This window comes from Acetobacter nitrogenifigens DSM 23921 = NBRC 105050 (genome assembly GCF_000429165.1).
Taxonomy (GTDB): Bacteria; Pseudomonadota; Alphaproteobacteria; order Acetobacterales; family Acetobacteraceae; genus Acetobacter; species Acetobacter nitrogenifigens.
This window is the reverse complement of the sequence record NZ_AUBI01000003.1, coordinates 121,841-138,400: the sequence shown is the minus strand read 5'-3', so window position 1 is coordinate 138,400 and position 16,560 is coordinate 121,841. Positions and strand designations below refer to the sequence as shown.

The window sequence follows — 16,560 nt, the reverse complement described above, 5'->3', positions numbered from 1 at the left end:
GTGACGGTCTGGCCCGCCTCAAGTCCCCGGATCGCCCGGTGCGGTCTCCCACCCAAGACCTATGATCGCCGCTCGACGACGCCCCGCGCCATCGAGCCTCAGCACGACGAAGTTGCGTTCTTCCAGCCATCCCAGCATCCGGCGCGCACGGCCAGTCGAATGTGTCCCGTAAATCCGCGCAATATCCGCGTCCGAGGGGCATGGGGCCGCATCCATGGCGGCTCGCGCAAGGAAGAGAAACGTCCCCTGCATATCGTCGGGCAAGGAGAACGCAACTTCCTCAGCCGCACGCCACTCGTCCGTTTCTTCCGCCTCCTCGGCGACGCCGCTGCGGGCGGTGGCTAGCGCGCGACGAAAAGCGCGCATGTCCATGGCGTCGCGGCCGAGGCCCGCGATACGGCACCGGACGAGAAAATCCTGATACAAGGAAGCGGGAGGTCTGAACCCCCCGTCATCCTCAACCAGAACTTCCCGCAACACAGCCGCCAGCGCGCGGCGCCGTTCGACCGGATCAACGGGTTCCTGCGCCTCCGCTGCTGCGTCCGTCGACGCCTCTGCCAGCGCATCTCCATGACTCGCCAGCTGAGTCAGCAGGTCGGGCGGAGGCGGCGCAACACGGCGAGGGCGGACGAACTGCTCCGGCTCAGGAAGCGGCGCCAGAATCAGTTCGGCAACCGGCTCGACCGGCGGAGAAAACGGCGCGAGCACCGGACCTGCTGAACGGCTTTCGGTGTGCACTGCGCCGACACGAATGGTCTGCGGGCGTCGGGTCAGGGCCGGACCAAGCGCCACGAAATTTCCGCGAGGAAGATCGCGGAACGCCTCCGCCTGCCGCCGTTCCATGCCAAGAAGGTCCGCCGCGCGCGCCATGTCGATATCAAGAAAGGTACGGCCCATCAGGAAGTTGGACGCCTCCGCCGCGACGTTCTTCGCCAGCTTGGCGAGCCGCTGCGTTGCGATCACTCCAGCAAGGCCGCGCTTGCGTCCCCGGCACATCAGATTGGTCATCGCCCCGAGCGAGGCGCGACGCGCCTCCTCCGTCACCTCTCCCGCTGCGGCCGGCGCGAAGAGTTGCGCTTCGTCGACCACCACCAGCACCGGGTACCAATGCGCGCGCGGCACATCGAACATGCCCCCCAGAAAAGCCGCTGCGCGCTTCATCTGGAGATCAGCGTCGAGCCCTTCCAGATTTAACACTACGGAAGCCCGGTGCACCCGCATCCGCTCGCCCGCCGCCTGCAACGCTGCTTCCGTGTGCTCCGCCGCGTCGATCACCAGATGGCTGTAGGCCTCGGCCAAACTGACGAAATCGCCTTCGGGATCGATGATCGCCTGCTGCACCAGTGTCGCCGTCTGCTCCAGCAAGCGGCGCAGAAGATGAGATTTTCCAGAACCCGAATTGCCCTGCACGAGCAGACGCGTGGCCAGAAGCTCGGTAAGGTCGAGCGTCGCAGGCCCCCCGCCGGAAATTTCACCCATATCGATCGCGCTGCTCATGACGGGTGGGGATACAGTCCCGAATCCTGTTCGCGCAACAGTCCGCGCGTCTCCAGCCAACGTGCGGCGCCTTCGCCTGCGGCCCTGCCCGTGGAAAAACACGCCTGCAAAAGATACCCGCCGGTCGGCGCCTCCCAATCAAGCATCTCTCCGCAGACAAAGACGCCCGGAATGGCGGTGAGCATGAAACGCTCGTCACACGCCGACGCCGCCACGCCGCCCGCTACGGAGATCGCCCGGTCGAGCGAATCTGTCGCGGTTAAACTGACGGGAACCGCCTTCAGCAGGCGAGCGAGCGAAACGGGGTCTTTAGGCGGCTCACCAACCTCGCGCAGCAACGCCGCCGCGACGGGCGGAAGCTGAGCCGCCTTGCGCAGGCGATTGGACAGACTTTCGCGTGGACGCACGCTGGCGAGGCGGCGGGCGAGCGCCGCCTCGTCGAGATCCGGCCGCAAATCAAGATGTAAAATAGTTGAACCGCCTCGGTCGATGGCGTCCCGTAGCGTCGCCGACAGCGCATAAATGACCCCGCCCTCGATCCCTCGGGCCGTCACCACGGCCTCGCCACGCAAGGCGACGCCTTCAAATGATACGGCGATACGCTTCAGTGGCGTTCCGGCGAAGCGCTCGCGGAAAGTATCCGACCACGCGGCGACGAAGCCGCAGTTTGCCGGGCGAAACGGCGTCATGTCGACGCCCCGCTCCACCAGAGCGCCTACCCAGCGCGCATCCGAACCGAGCCGGGACCAGCTGGCGCCGCCAAGAGCAAGAATGGTCGCATCGGGAGTCATCGATGCGACGGCGTCCCGGTGTTCAAACAGGAGAGCGCCGTCCTCACTCCACCCAATCCAGCGCGAACCGCTTTGAACCGACACGCCAGCGGCGCCAAGTCTTTGCAGCCACGCCCGAAGCAATGGCGACGCTTTCATCGCCTTCGGGAACACGCGCCCACCTCCCCCGCTGTAGCAGGGCTGCCCAAGTTCTCCGGCCCAGTTCACCAGTTTCTCGGGCGGGAACGCCCGGACCGAAGAACCCAACCACGATGCAGCGTTGCCATAACGGCGAAGAAATCCACCGTTGTCAGAGTCCGAGAGCGATTCATTATTGGTAAGATTGAGGCCACTTCGGCCAGCCATCAGAAACTTGCGGCCAAGACTGGGCATACGGTCTACCACCGTCACCTTACAGGATCGCGCCGCGAGTGTCTCCGCCGCAGCCAGCCCCGCAGGACCGCCGCCGACAACCACGACATGCGGCCTCTGCAGTTCGTTCATCCCCGGGTCGTTCCTCTCCATATCGAGCGCACAGGTTGCCAATGATCCTTTCAAGCGCCAATACGCGTGCGTCAACTCTCCCCGACGCCCACATCAGGGAAAGCCACGCCGCCCTCAATCAATCGAAGTTGTGTGTTCGTCGCCGGAACGTCGCTTTAAGCCAAAAAGAACCCACACCTGGTTTGGCGGATTACCGGGTTTGCCGTGATTTGGGGGGAAAGCCCCCCCCCTCCCTTCCCTGTAGAAACTGGTTTGGCCGACAAGCCGGGTCAGGTTCAGTTGCGGCAAATAAAATCCTGTCCAACTGGATTAAGCATGCAGGTCACACTGTCGCAAACGCAGGCAAAGTAAGCAATGCCGACCTCTTTGAATCTGTGCGGATCATACAATCAAAAACACGTAAAAACGTCATCTTTCATTGACGCTTTCGTCTGTTGATAGCGTAATCTCTAGTACAGCACACCCCATTACTACCGCACAGGGGCAGGCGCATTCGGAGCAGGTCTTTTAAGCTTCCAGACATATGCGATGATCGCCGCCACAGCTTGAAAATATTCGTAGGGAATTTCAGCGTCTTCCGGCAATGTATACAGGCTGCGCGCAAGCGGCGGATTGGACACGACAGGCACTCGCGCCTCGTAAGCGAATTCACGTATGCGCGCAGCCAATTCGTCCGCGCCCTTTGCGACCACGCGCGGCGCTGTGTTGACACCGGAATCGTAAGCTAATGCGACCGCATAATGGGTCGGGTTTGTGACGACCACAGTAGCGGTCTTAACGGCCTCTCGAATACGTTTCCGCGATCGGCTCATGCGTATCTGCTTGAGCCGACCCTTCACATGCGGGTCACCCTCGGATTGCCGCATCTCGTCACGTATGTCGTGCCTGCTCATACGCAGATCCTGCACACGCCGATAACGGGTCCAGCCTTCGTCCAGAACGACGATGATCGCCTGGACAGCCAGAATAGTCATTATAGATCTGATAAAAAAACCGTAGAGTTGTCGTGTAAAAAATTCCACAGTCCACCCTGATGACACCATGGCGGCCGACAAAGTCTCACGAATGACGCCAAATAAAAGAAAAGAAAATACGCCCATCTTTACAACAGACTTCGCAACTTCGACGGCATTATTGACGCTGAATATTCGTTTTATCCCCGATAACGGGTTTAAGCGGCCGATGTCGGGGATGAGGGCTTCCATCCGGAGCAGAAACCCGGACTGCAGAAGCGCCGTAGCGACGCCGCCCAAAGACGCCGCCGCGACGATGGGCGCTCCCACTACCAGCATCATGCGAACGCCCAACCAGGACAGCTCCGCAACGCTCGCAGGATCGAGGTCTATTTGCGAGCTATTCGCCATCAATCCACGCATCCTGATGACAAAATCACGAGATCCGGCAGGGAGCGCCATGGTCAGGGCCAACGTTGCAAAGCCCAGGCTGGAAAGAAGATGCAACTCCCGCGACTGCGCGATGTTGCCTTCGTCTCGGGCGCGAGCCAACCTTTGAGCGGTCGGAGCTTCGGTATTCGAGCCCGAATCTCCCTCAGCCATGATCCGAAATCATAGATTTATTAATTAACATTTCTTATGAACCACGATATGATTTTACGCTCTTCAAAATACACCCATCCCGGGCAGACCATTCAGGGAGGCAGAGAACGCAGTTGTCCACGTCTCCAGCATGCCGCGAATGAACAACGCCAGCAGCAGAATTCCTCCGAGCATCTGTGCGGGCATAGCAAGGTAGTAAATTTGCAATGACGGAGAAAAACGATTCAATAACCCCAACATGGCAGGCCACAACGCACCGATCAGAACGAAAGGCATAGCCAGCTGGAAGGCCAGAAGAAACGAGTGAGACGTTGTTTCAGCAACGCTCCTCGCAGCATCGCCAGGAAGCGGAAAATATCCTGGCGGAAACACATTATAGCTGCCTGCCAGCGCTCGCAGAGGCAGCACGTAGAGATTTGACGAAAAAAGCACGACTGGGATCAGGATCGAGGCCAGACGACTTGGCGGCGTCTCCTGTGACCCAAGAGCCGGATCAGGCTGAAGGACGTTCGACAGACCTGTAAACGTTGAAAGTATTTGCGCCGCAATTGGAAACGAAAGCGCCATCAACTGAGCCAGCCAGCCAATCAACGCGCCGTTCAGCAATTCGCCGCCGATGAGTAAGACCATTCGCCCCGGATCAAGGATATTGATCGCGCCGATCCCCGAAAAATATTTATCCAAAACAGGAAACATCAAAAGCGATATGACTACTGCCAGAGCAGCCCTCACTGAAGTTGGCGTCTCTGCTTCCAGCCCTGGCATAGTAACGACCATCGCCCCAACCCTGGATAGTACTGCAGAGAAGATCACCGCCTGCGCAGGCAGTTCTGCGATCAGGGTCGTAAGGTCGTCACTCAAGATCCGCCTGCGACGATAACCTGATCAAAAATATGCCGTGTGTATGTTATTAACGTTTCATACATAAAAGACCCGGAAAACAGCAACGCCGCCATAGACGCTAAAAATTTCGGCAAAAATGCAAGCGTGGACTCGTTGATCTGTGTAACCGCCTGCAAAATGGATATGCATAAACCCGCAGCCAGCGACGCCAAAAGAGTGGGCGCTCCGACCTTCACAGCCACAAACAGGGTTTCACGTAGAATATTGGCTATATCTATCGTATTCATTAAATTTCTTCTTAATATAAATAGAAAGTTAAATTCTATATCGTCATGCGCATGATTTCCTGATATGATTGAATGACGCGATCACGTACTGCCGACGCGGTCTGCAGAACCATCTGCGCTTCAGATACGGACGTCACGATATCGGTCAGGTTACCCTGCCCCCTCAGTCCTGAAGCCGCCTTTTTCTCTGCTGTCTTACCGGAACTGACAAAGTCTTCGACCGCGTTTTCCAACGCAGCGCCGAATCCCTGAACGCTTCCGCCTCCCCCGGCAAACGTCGCATCTGAATCATGCGAAGTAGCGGCGCCTGCCTGAGTGCGCGCATACGCAGCCGCCGCCAGGAAGTTGGCCGAGCTCGATTCAGTTATCATTTGAGCAGATCAATCGCGCGAGTCATCATTGAGCGTGTCGCCTGCAACGTATTCAGGTTGGCCTCATAGGATCGTTGCGCTTCATGCGCATCCATCACTTCCACCATCGTGTTGACGTTCGGCTTCTTCACATAGCCACGTGCGTCCGCCGCTGGGTGCGACGGATCATATTCGGTTTCAAAATCAGACATGTCCTGACCAATTTTTTTGACCCTGACTGTAGGGACGCCGCTTTGTCGATCGACCTCATTCTGAAAAGTGATGGTCTTTCGACGATAGGGATCAGCTCCCGGCGTAGAGCCGGTAGTGTCCTGATTGGCTAAGTTTTCCGCGACAACACGGAGACGTTGCGATTGCGCATCCATTCCCGCGGCGGATATATTCAGCGTTGACGTCATATCCATTTTTCAGACCGTCATTTTCCCAAAACAGCGCCGAGCATCGTCTTGTAAGCTGTGTAAACATTAGCCGCGAGGCGCTGTTGATCTCCTGTATCGGCGACCATTTCCATTTGCGTTTCCAGGGAAACACGATTCCCATCCGGCGACTGCTCGTCAACGCCTGCGACTTTCTGCACTCTTCCACGCGCCCCAACAGGGATATGCTTTTGGGAGGTCGTTTCAAGCGGGATATCGAACTGCCCCATTATCCCGTCAAAAGGCGCGACGTCCTGTGGCGCGTATCCCGGCGTATTGGCGTTGGCGACGTTGCCTGCGAGAACCTGCTGACGCGCCTCCAACCATTGCATACGGCGTTGAGCGAGGCCAAAAATATCGACCCCGCCGGCAACTGATCGGGAAGCCTCCAGCATCTACGTTCTCCAGTTTCTTTAACGCTTCATCCCAAGCATCGACCATGACCGTCAAAAGCTGAAAATACGTTAATTGACATTATATTCTGGATTTTTTGTTTATATTTTTAAATTGAATCTTTCGCTAAATACTTCGTTAGCTTTTGCAGTCCACATGACGTCCATACGCATCAGCCACGGAACATGCGAATGGGATTTCACGACGCCGCCTCCGCCCTGCTTGCGCTCGTCGCGGTCGTCGCGATGATCCTGCTCAGCCGCCACGGATGGAAATTTGCCGACCGCCTGCGACCGAACGGGAAAGCAGTCGCAGGTGTCGCCGTGGCAGGATCTCTCGCCATCGATCCGAAGCGACGCCTTAATGTCTTAACATGCGACGGCAAGAGGCTTCTTATCCTCACCGGGGGGCCAAACGACCTCGTGGTCGGATGGGCGCCGAACGATGAGGCGGAATCGTGAAAACGCCGGTGACGCCAGGAACGCCCAACGCCATAAATCGTTTGCTCCGTGATGCCGTAGCTTACGCGGTCATCATCGGCTTTGCGCTTTGTCTGCATTCCCACGCCGCGCAGGCGCAATCGATCAATCTGGACCTCGGACAAGGCGGCGGCCCCGGCACTACGGGACGATTGATCCAGCTTTCGGCATTGATAACGATCCTCTCGCTGGCCCCCAGCCTTATGGTGATGGTCACCGCGTTTACACGGATCGTTATCGTTCTGTCGCTTCTGCGCAGCGCGCTCGGCGCCCAGGGAACGCCGCCCAACACCGTGCTAATCGGACTCGCCCTGTTCCTGACCTTCTTCGTCATGCAGCCTACGCTAGATCTTGCCTGGACGAACGGCGTAGCGCCGATGATGGACGGCCGTCTGACGGAAATGGATGGGCTTCGCGCAACGGCAGAACCCTTTCGAAAATTCATGCTCGCGAATGCGCGTCCTGTGGACTTGTCCACATTTTTCCACCTCGCCAACCTGCACCCGCCAGCGACGGCAGCCGATACGCCCTGGCGCGTACTTGTCCCGTCTTTTATGATCGGCGAGCTACGTCGCGGCTTCGAGATGGGCTTTCTGCTTTATCTTCCGTTTCTGGTGATCGACCTCGTCGTCGCCACCGTCCTGATGAGCCTTGGCATGATGATGCTGCCGCCCGCCACCATATCATTGCCGTTCAAACTCATCTTTTTCGTGATGGTGGACGGATGGCAACTGGTTGCCGGGAGCCTCGTCCGCAGTTTCGGCGGCGGGTAAAGGCGCACTTCATAGTGTTATCGAGGGACGGAATAGCGCGACCGCCCCTCTGCCTGACGGATCTCGCTTCAGGAGCCGTCGCTCGCAGATACATAGCCGCCGCCACGAGGGTCGGTCCAGCCGCGACAACGCTCGCCCTCGCCGGGCAGGCCGCCGGGACAGGAGATGGCATTGGCGCGCCCCGCTTCGGTCGTCGGCGACATCGCCTTGACGTTGCCGCCCAGAGCGCCAGTCAGAGCAGCGGCCGCTGCGTCGGCGGCGTCAGCCTGACCCGAGGCGGCCGAGGCGGCAAGAAATACATCGGCTCGGCGATGCGCGATCGCTGCGGCCAATAGAGGGCCAGGTTTATGCGCAGCCGACGCGCCCAGAACTATACCCGTCGAGCCCGCCATACGGCCTGTGCCGAACAGGTTGTTCATTGTGAGCGCGCATGCGACAGATTCACCGTCACGATCGACCACCGCGAAGGACGTCGACGCAGGCAGACTGGGCAACGTTCCACCATTGGCTGGAGCATGTCCGGAATTCAGCAACGCCTCGGCGCGAGCGGACTGTGTGCCAACGGAACCACCGGCTTCGCTGGCGCGCCATGCGGCCACAGCCTGCCGCCCCCTGCTAGAACTCCCCTGGCCGTTCGCCAGTCCAAGCCATGCGACCGCGGTGCCATAACCACCATCAGCAGGCGGAGGCAGAAACGACACGCTGACATTGCCTGACGTTACGGTAAGCGGCGCAACCGAAGCAGGAAGGGCGCTGCGCAGACCGGCCATCGTCAGACCGCCGCCCGCTGCGTTGCTTGCCGCAACCAGCGTCTGCCCAAGGGCGCCCGAGTAGAGGTCGCCCACGCCGCCACTGCGAATCCGCTCAAGAGATCCGGCGAGACGCGGCTGGCGGAGGATATCGCCCGCCTTGAGGGCCGAACCGTCGACGCGTCCAAAGACGGCTCGCGCGCCCTCGTCTGCGAGAAGCGGCGCCTGCACGACGGACAGATCCGCAGCGAGTTGCCCGCTGACCTCGAAACCGGCGCGGGCCAGACTGATCGCCGGGCGCGTAAGATCGGCGAAATCGACGCTCCCATACCGAATCTGCATCAAATACAGACCACGAGCCAACATCGGCGCTGACGCCGGACGATCGGCACGAGACGCCGACGCCTGCTGCGCGTCCTGCGGCGCATCGCCCGTAGGGAGGAAGAGGAACGCCCTGCCGCCATCCCGGTCGCCGGGCTTCCAGGCCAGACAGGCACCGCCCCCTCCCAAAGAAGCCCGCGACGGAAGCGTGACGGACAAAGCGAGCCCCAAAGCCGCCGCTGCGTCAGCAGCATTCCCGCCTCTCAACAACACATCATGGGCGGCGAGCGCCGCGATCGGCTCATCGGCGACGACCGTACCGACATAACCGGTACGAGCGGCCTGCCCGAGCCCCAGCAGCGACAGAGGAGACTTTTTCACACCGCCTGAGCCGCCGCATGCGGAGAGCACGCTCGCTGCGGTCAGGAAAAGCCCTGCTTTACGGATCGCCGCCCGTGCCGCGATCCCGGATATACGGGGACGCCAGGCAGAGGTCGCCCCCCGCGCTCGCTCGGCAGACCGGGGTCTCGTGGGAGGCTCACGCACGCAGAGAATACTCCATACACTTGCGTCGGCGCCGACGACCGGCTCCGCTGATATTGCCGATCGTAGTTGACGCGAACTGCGCCGCCACGCCGATCCGGCCTTGACCTCCCTTTGGATTAGCTTTCTTCCAGCCATGCGGCAACGGGCGCGCAGCAGAGAGCCCGGGCGGCGTGTGGGTGTCGCGTTACAGACGACGACCAAAGCGAGTGGCGGCGAACCCTGTCCCTACATGAACCCGTGCCGAACAACCGCTTCGCGCTACCGGTTTCGCGCGGCAGCACGCCTTTTACGCCAACCTGCCCGCATATGCGGGGCAGGTGCGTATAGACATGTTTTGATAAAATTCGAATGTGCGAGGCAATCGCGAACGCCCCAAAAAATACCCACCAAAACTCTAAGTCACCAGCACCGCACGCGCGGCGCAATCAACGCACGCCACGATCAATACGAGCATCCTCCTTATTCGAACAGACGCCGCGTGACGGCCGCCTTCCATGACTATTCTTTTTTTATTGCCTATAATTCACTACATTAAATAGTATATTTATCACCCCACCACCCAAAGCACGACAACAATATATTTTCCTTTGTTTTCAAATATTTTCAAAAAATACTCCCCATATTGAAAAATTCTCAACCGGTTCGATCTCGCCGTCAACCGACACATTACGCAATTTTCCGATAAAATCTTATTTTCACCATGATATTGCGTTATTAATTGTACAATGCAAAATGCCATTAACGAACGTCGCGTATTGTATATATAACGGTGTTAAATAGTGAATAAAGTCTTCCCCAGCCTCTCGGCCTTCACCGTCGCCACAATCGCAATGTCCGGCGGCGCCGCAGTCGCCCAAACCGCCTCACTCACGGCGACCACACACCAGTCGGCCAGCAAGACCGTTCAATCGTCCGCCGCACAGGCGGCCGCTATCCCCGCCAGCATCCCGACAACAACGTCAGTCGTGGCGCCGCGCACCGTACGACGCACGCCAATAGGGCGGATACCTTACGCCGGCTTTCCCGGGCAGCCGCTGACGACAATCACGACCTCATACGGCAACAACCTCGTGTTCAATCGCGGCACCGGGGAAGCCTCAGGCTTCGGTCCTTCCGGCATGACTCCCTGGGGACAGGACTGGACGGGCGTCAGGCCGCATCACGTTCGCAAGGGCGATCCATTCGATTGGCTGAAATACGTCCCCCTCAACGAAAGCGGTTCCATCTGGCTTTCATTTTCGGGCGAGACGCGACTGCGCAACTGGTTCGAGACAAGGCCTGTGCTCGGAACAAAAACCCCGAACGACTCAGGTCGTTTTGGTGTGCGCAATCTCTATGGCGCAGACCTGCATCTGGGCTCTCACCTGCGCTTCTTTGGCCAGCTGGTTAACGGGGACGCGGCAGGATGGGCGGCTTACGGCTACGGGACGACCTATCGCAAGCGCCTCGACGTGCAACAGGCGTTCGTAGAGCTCAGTGGAAAATTTCTCGGCGCGCGCGCAGGTTTTCTTTTCGGCCGCCAGCAGTTTTTGGACGCCCCCACATACCTGCTCTACAATCGTGAAACGCCCAACGTCCCGCTGTCGTGGAACGGTTTTCGCGCTTATTCCATCTGGTCTCGTTTTCGCATCGACGCCTACGATTTCGTGCAGACCGACGACTCCCAGACCGGTATGTTCCAAGATACGGAAAACTACAAAAACCGTCTTTACGGAGTCGATATGACCTGGGCTCCGCCAGATTTTCGCTTTCTCGGCGGCGACGGCTATTCGTTTCTGGATCTCTATTACATAGGCTATAAACTCGCAGGATCCGGCGCAGCCATAGCCACGGCGACGGGCTCGTCATCGGGTTCCACCACACGCAACAATTTTGGCGGGCGTTACTACGGCGTCGCGGGACCAATCGAATTCTCGATCGGCGGCACCTGGCAGGGAGGCGTTTTCCAATACGCCGGCTCCAACAAACCCCGGTCAGTTAACGCTTTCGCCGTCAACACACTGGTCGGTTACCGGCTCAAGTTGGCGACCAGTCCCTTTCTGGGCCTGCAGACCGATCTTTACTCGGGCGGCGACGACGCCAGAAAAACCGGGGGCGTCGGGACATTTATCGTCCCCTTTAACCCCCAGACGAACTACCTCGACACCACAACCTATCTCTCGGGATCGAATCTTGTCAGCCTTGCCCCACTGGTGCGTTTCTCACCGTTCAAGCAGGTATCCGTGCAGGTCAAATACCCTCTGCTGTGGCGCGAAAGCACCAACGACGCCGTATATATGAGCTCAGGACGTTACACCTTCGCACATCAGTTACACGGTGGGTTCATCGGCATGGCGCCGCAGGCGTCGCTGACATGGCAAATCCTTCCACACGTGACGTGGCAGCAATATGTTTCGCGCTTCATGGTTTCTTCCAGCATGGCGCGCGCGGGGGCTTCCAGCGGCACTTATTATCAGTCGAACTTCATCTTCCGGTTTTAGCGGCTTATCGGTTCACTCGTGCCTCAAGCTATATGTGCGCTCGCTACACGGGCGCGCATCTATGCCGTCCCGCGATTTTGGTTGGTCAGGCGGCATCCGCCTTTAAGAGCCGACGCCACGCAATCGGAACGAGTTCGCCTTCGTGCAGGGCGATATTATCGAACGATAAGCCGCATTTTCTTCCACGTCAGCGACAATCGAACCCGGGACTGGAACACGAACACTCGGACATGGCTCAAGCCCTGTCGCACGAAAGGACCATGTGTGGAATTCCGCAGTGCATTGCGATCGTAACGACACTCCGAAAACTCGCTTCGCCATTCGTCGTCGCTTCGTACACACCCGATGAAACGACGGGCAGAGCAAGGCCGATTTCGTGGCGACTCCGCGCCGATCGAGTGAGAACGCAGCGGCAATTACGTCTGAAAGTCAGGGCAGCCGGCCCATCGCAAGCGATTTGTAAGCCCGTTGAGGGATCAACGCATGCACAGGGCGAAAGGTTACGCTATTTTGCAATCGCGCCAGCGCCCAGAAGCGTCACTTGAAGGCTGCGGTAACGCCATGGTCGCGGTTATAGGCCAGTTCCGCTGGCGTAAGCTGAAATCCCAACTCGAATCGATAATCGTTGTCGCCGTTCGTCGGCTTCACCGGAAGGTCGACCGTGGTCAAAGGCGTGTCGAATTCGACGGTTGAGACGTTCGCAGGGAACGTGACCGGCTGGATGAAGACATGCTTGCCGACGATCTTGTCATTGTGAACCACCGCTACGAACCACGGCAACGTCAGGTCGCCTGTCCACGGCGCAGGGCCGCGACGCGCAACGATATGCAGCCCCACCCGCGTCTTCAGCATTTTGGGGCCGCCCGCGATGCAGTCGCCGCCAAGGCGCGTGATGCTCGCCCTCATGATCAGGTGGGCAAAATCTGTCTTGCCGCCAGCATAGGCGTAGTAATCTCCCACCTCAGCCGGAATGTGCGGCGTCGGACATGTCGGAGCGAAACGCATGTCCGCGTCGTCCGAGCCGCAGGCGGCGATGCCAAGGCACGACGCCAGCGCCAGCGCGGCAGGCAGCCCCTTGCGTTGAACGTGTGCGCCCGCGCGACGGGCGGCGAAGAAAAATTCAGCGGTTCCCGTGTAGCGAGGCATAACCGAAATCCGAGGGGCTGGAGCTGTCATGAAAGGGTCCGGACTGACGGGCGTTCGACGCGCTGGTGACTGAATCCAATGCAACGGGCGACCTCTGAAGAAACATGCATAACGTATGGAAGAGCGGACGAGCTTCGCCATGCGCTTCACAGATGGCGACTATTCAACAGATGTCACGACATGAAAACCCGTCCATCTTGCCAGCGCGCCTTCATGGCGAAAAACCCTCGCCGACGCCATCCTGACGTGACGTCGCACGCCATTCGCAAACACGTCCGGCGCCCGTTACCGCTTGCGCAAGAGACGCGTATTGCCGTAGGGCGAGGACAAACCCATCTTGCAGTGTGGCCCCGACCGTTTCTCGGCGGCCGTTCGTCCTGTCCGCCGACCGCCTGGGGAAGACAATGCCCGATCAACTCACCGTCTCTGACACCATTACCGACGACGGCCGCGCCACGACTGGCGCGGCGCGCGATCTACGGGTCATTCTGGCGGGCCCTCGCGGCTTTTGCGCCGGCGTCGACCGGGCCATCCGTGTAGTTGAGGAGGCCATCCGCGCTTACGGCGCACCGGTCTATGTCCGCCACGAGATCGTCCATAACCGCACCGTCGTCGAAGAGCTGGAAGCCAAGGGCGCCATCTTCGTCGAGGAACTGGACGAGGTTCCGGCCGATGGCCATGTCGTCTTCTCGGCCCATGGCGTCCCCAAGACCGTCCCGGCGGAAGCAGAGCGTCGCAACCTGCTGTATCTGGATGCGACCTGCCCCCTCGTCTCCAAGGTGCATCGCGAGGCCGAGCGTCATTACGCCGACGGCGGCCCCGAGTCGCGCCACATTCTGATGATCGGACACGCCGGACACCCGGAAGTGATCGGCACCATGGGCCAATTGCCGCCCGGCGCCGTCACGCTGATCAATGATGCTGAGGAAGCCCGCACGGTGCAGCCAGCCGACCCGGCGCGCCTCGCCTTCATCACGCAGACGACGCTGTCGGTCGACGACACGGCCGAGATCGTGGACATCCTTCGCTCGCGTTTCCCCCTTATCGAAGGCCCGAAGCGCGAGGATATCTGCTACGCGACGACCAACCGGCAGGAAGCCGTCAAGGCGATCGCTCCTGACTGCGATCTGGTGATCGTCATCGGTTCGCCGAACTCCTCCAACTCCCAACGTCTGCGTGAAGTCGCGGAGCGTTCCGGAACGAAGCGCGCGCTGCTTGTTCCGAAGCTCGCGGCGCTGGACTGGTCGGTGCTGGAAGACGTGCGTACCCTTGGCATCACCGCCGGAGCGTCCGCCCCCGAAGCGCTCGTGCAGGAGATGGTCACGGCTCTGGCCAAAAGCTACACGCTGAAGATCGAGGAACGGACGGTGAAGGAAGAGAACGTCACCTTCCGTCTTCCCGCCCCGCTCGGCTGATCTTCAGACCCGTATGGCAGTTTACACAGATGTCGGGGACGACGCTCTGGCGGCGTTCCTGACCGAATACGACATCGGCGGTCTGGTAGCCTTTCGCGGGATCGCGGAAGGCGTTGAGAACAGCAACTTCGTCCTGCGTACCGCGCAGGGTGAAGAGCAGCGCGATTTCATCCTGACTCTTTATGAAAAACGGGTCGATCCAGGCGACCTGCCCTGGTTTCTGGGCCTGATGCAGCATCTTGCGACGCAAGGGCTGAATTGCCCTCTGCCCGTGGCAGGACGCGACGGCGAGGCGCTGCGTCGCCTGGCCAGTCGTCCGGCCGCCATCACAACGTTTCTCTCCGGCGTCTGGCCTCGACAGGTGCAGGCGCGCCATTGCGCGCCTCTTGGCGCTGCTCTTGGCCGCCTTCATCTCGCCGGAACCGGTTATACCCCCACCCGAGCCAACGGGCTCGGCCCGGAAGCGTGGCCGCCGCTGCTGCAGGCCAGTTCGGAGAACAAGCAGGCTTCGTCAGCTTTCCCCGGCCTGATCGACGAATTGCGAGCGGCTTTGGACTCCATCCTGCCATACTGGCCCGGCACGGCGGGGCGGCCGGATCTTCCCCGCGGGCATATCCACGCGGATCTTTTTCCCGACAATGTCTTCTTCCTCGGTGATGACCTGTCCGGCCTGATCGACTTCTACTTCGCGTGCACGGATCTGTTTGCCTACGACGTCGCAATCTGCCTCAACGCGTGGTGTTTCAACGATCAGGGCGACTTCAACGTGACGTACGCCCGCCGCCTGCTCGAAGGCTACGAAAGCGTACGACCACTTTCTGCGGCGGAGCGCGAAGCGCTCCCCGTGCTGGCCGCCGGAGCCGCGATGCGCTTCAGCCTCACCCGCCTGTACGACTGGCTCAACACGCCCGCCGGAGCTTTGGTGACGCGCAAGGACCCGATGGCCTACGTCCGACGACTCCGCTTCCATCTCGCCACCCCGACGATCGGAGCCTACGGTGTCTGAAAGCACGGATCTTGAGAACGGCGACGCGTCTGCGCTGTCGGCTGAAGACGCCGCCTCCGTTGTCGAAGTGTGGACGGACGGCGGCTGCAAGCCGAATCCCGGCCCCGGCGGGTGGGCCGTGTTGTTGCGCTTCAAGGGGCGGGAACGAGAGTTGTCGGGCGGCGAGGCCGAGACAACGAACAACCGCATGGAACTGACGGCTGCGTGCGAGGCCCTTGAAGCGTTGACCCGCCCCTGCGTCGTCAACCTTCACACCGACAGCGAATACGTCAAAAACGGCATCACGCGCTGGCATACAGGCTGGGTCCGACGGAATTGGCGGAATGCTGCGGGGGATCCCGTCAAGAACATGGATCTGTGGCGCAGGCTTCTCGACGCCGACAAAAAACATCAGGTAACTTGGAAATGGGTGCGCGGCCATTCAGGCGTCGCCGAGAACGAGCGGGTCGATCAGATTGCTACGGCGGCTCGGCAGGCGATCGAGGACAGCAAACGCGGGGCGTGAACTGCCTATTTCTACTGTTTTTTTCTAAAAACTCACCTGCTTATTGAGTATTTATATTAATAATAACCCCTGCCCCGGCGTCATTTGTAATATCTGCGTTCCCACGATGTTCAGCATGACCCGGAAAACACAGTGGCCGATCGCTACGCGTCGCCTTGTTTTGTTCGACGCCGACATATGACGGCGGATCACGCCACGTTCATTTTTCAACTGCGCCAGAAGACATAAATACAAAATACATTCACGAGGACACGGCGAGCCGATCGGCGTCCGACTGCTGCGCCTCTGCGGTCATCCCCAGCCCGGAATCAGTCCGACCATTAGCCCAGCCAAGGCGATAAGACTCCGACGAATCGCATCCGGGCTTTGGTCCGCCGTAGAATCCGTCTAAATAACCGTTCAGAATCTCACCTTCATTGAGAGATTTGAATTCATTAGCCGTTTTGACCAGATCCAGATCAACCATTCTTTCCAAACTTTCGTTTATCCGATGACCGCAGTCG

17 protein-coding genes are annotated in these 16,560 nt (G+C 59.5%); 6 read left to right on the top strand and 11 right to left on the bottom strand.

Annotated elements, in window-relative coordinates; genetic code table 11:
• Positions 1-18: 18 nt before the first annotated feature.
• The 8 genes from G442_RS0105450 to G442_RS0105415 form a co-directional block, all read right to left on the bottom strand.
• Positions 19-1,497, bottom strand: a complete 1,479-nt coding sequence (locus G442_RS0105450; protein ID WP_026397171.1) for an ATP-binding protein — start codon at positions 1,495-1,497, stop codon at positions 19-21.
• A complete protein-coding gene (locus tag G442_RS21010) occupies positions 1,494-2,771 on the bottom strand; it encodes a TIGR03862 family flavoprotein (protein ID WP_051291966.1) in 1,278 nt (425 codons plus the stop codon). The genes G442_RS0105450 and G442_RS21010 overlap by 4 nt, the downstream gene beginning before the upstream one ends.
• A gap of 470 nt (positions 2,772-3,241) precedes the next feature.
• Positions 3,242-4,327, bottom strand: a complete 1,086-nt coding sequence (locus G442_RS0105440; RefSeq protein WP_026397170.1) for an EscU/YscU/HrcU family type III secretion system export apparatus switch protein — start codon at positions 4,325-4,327, stop codon at positions 3,242-3,244.
• A gap of 63 nt (positions 4,328-4,390) precedes the next feature.
• A complete protein-coding gene (locus G442_RS0105435) occupies positions 4,391-5,188 on the bottom strand; it encodes a flagellar biosynthetic protein FliR (protein WP_026397169.1) in 798 nt (265 codons plus the stop codon).
• The gene (locus G442_RS0105430; protein ID WP_026397168.1) at positions 5,185-5,457 is read right to left on the bottom strand and encodes a flagellar biosynthetic protein FliQ; all 273 of its coding nucleotides are present in this window, start codon (positions 5,455-5,457) and stop codon (positions 5,185-5,187) included. The genes G442_RS0105435 and G442_RS0105430 overlap by 4 nt, the downstream gene beginning before the upstream one ends.
• Positions 5,458-5,492: 35 nt before the next feature.
• Complete coding sequence (locus G442_RS0105425; RefSeq protein ID WP_026397167.1) at positions 5,493-5,828, bottom strand: flagellar hook-basal body complex protein FliE; 336 nt, start codon at positions 5,826-5,828, stop codon at positions 5,493-5,495.
• Positions 5,825-6,232, bottom strand: coding sequence for a flagellar basal body rod protein FlgC (flgC, locus tag G442_RS0105420; RefSeq protein ID WP_026397166.1), 408 nt, complete (start codon positions 6,230-6,232; stop codon positions 5,825-5,827). The genes G442_RS0105425 and flgC overlap by 4 nt, the downstream gene beginning before the upstream one ends.
• Before the next feature lie 11 nt (positions 6,233-6,243).
• Positions 6,244-6,639, bottom strand: coding sequence for a flagellar basal body rod protein FlgB (locus tag G442_RS0105415; RefSeq protein WP_026397165.1), 396 nt, complete (start codon positions 6,637-6,639; stop codon positions 6,244-6,246).
• 189 nt (positions 6,640-6,828) lie between these two features.
• On the opposite strand from G442_RS0105415, the gene G442_RS21005 reads away from it, so the two are divergent.
• Together G442_RS21005 and fliP are read left to right on the top strand one after the other, a co-directional pair.
• The gene (locus tag G442_RS21005; protein WP_246789344.1) at positions 6,829-7,098 is read left to right on the top strand and encodes a hypothetical protein; all 270 of its coding nucleotides are present in this window, start codon (positions 6,829-6,831) and stop codon (positions 7,096-7,098) included.
• 71 nt (positions 7,099-7,169) lie between these two features.
• The gene (fliP, locus tag G442_RS0105405) at positions 7,170-7,889 is read left to right on the top strand and encodes a flagellar type III secretion system pore protein FliP (RefSeq protein WP_146882386.1); all 720 of its coding nucleotides are present in this window, start codon (positions 7,170-7,172) and stop codon (positions 7,887-7,889) included.
• Positions 7,890-7,957: 68 nt separating this feature from the next.
• On the opposite strand, the gene G442_RS0105400 is transcribed toward fliP, so the two are convergent.
• Positions 7,958-9,433: a gamma-glutamyltransferase gene (locus tag G442_RS0105400; RefSeq protein WP_026397163.1), complete on the bottom strand. Its 1,476-nt coding sequence runs from the start codon at positions 9,431-9,433 to the stop codon at positions 7,958-7,960.
• A 902-nt stretch (positions 9,434-10,335) separates the two neighbouring features.
• Between G442_RS0105400 and G442_RS0105395 the strand changes: the two genes are divergently transcribed.
• The gene (locus G442_RS0105395; protein WP_084440412.1) at positions 10,336-11,985 is read left to right on the top strand and encodes an alginate export family protein; all 1,650 of its coding nucleotides are present in this window, start codon (positions 10,336-10,338) and stop codon (positions 11,983-11,985) included.
• Positions 11,986-12,522: 537 nt separating this feature from the next.
• On the opposite strand, the gene G442_RS21000 is transcribed toward G442_RS0105395, so the two are convergent.
• Entirely contained in the window at positions 12,523-13,161 is a 639-nt protein-coding gene (locus G442_RS21000) for a hypothetical protein (protein WP_146882377.1), read from the bottom strand.
• 374 nt (positions 13,162-13,535) lie between these two features.
• Here G442_RS21000 and ispH point away from each other — a divergent pair, with 374 nt between their 5' ends.
• From ispH to rnhA, 3 genes are read left to right on the top strand one after another with little or no spacing between them, the layout of a single operon-like run.
• The gene (gene ispH, locus G442_RS0105385) at positions 13,536-14,546 is read left to right on the top strand and encodes a 4-hydroxy-3-methylbut-2-enyl diphosphate reductase (RefSeq protein ID WP_026397161.1); all 1,011 of its coding nucleotides are present in this window, start codon (positions 13,536-13,538) and stop codon (positions 14,544-14,546) included.
• 13 nt (positions 14,547-14,559) lie between these two features.
• Complete coding sequence (locus G442_RS0105380) at positions 14,560-15,552, top strand: homoserine kinase (protein WP_026397160.1); 993 nt, start codon at positions 14,560-14,562, stop codon at positions 15,550-15,552.
• On the top strand, positions 15,545-16,057 hold the full coding sequence (gene rnhA, locus G442_RS0105375) for a ribonuclease HI (protein ID WP_026397159.1): 513 nt from the start codon (positions 15,545-15,547) through the stop codon (positions 16,055-16,057). Before G442_RS0105380 ends, rnhA begins: the two co-directional genes overlap by 8 nt.
• Before the next feature lie 241 nt (positions 16,058-16,298).
• On the opposite strand, the gene G442_RS0105370 is transcribed toward rnhA, so the two are convergent.
• Complete coding sequence (locus G442_RS0105370) at positions 16,299-16,523, bottom strand: hypothetical protein (RefSeq protein ID WP_026397158.1); 225 nt, start codon at positions 16,521-16,523, stop codon at positions 16,299-16,301.
• Positions 16,524-16,560: the final 37 nt, after the last annotated feature.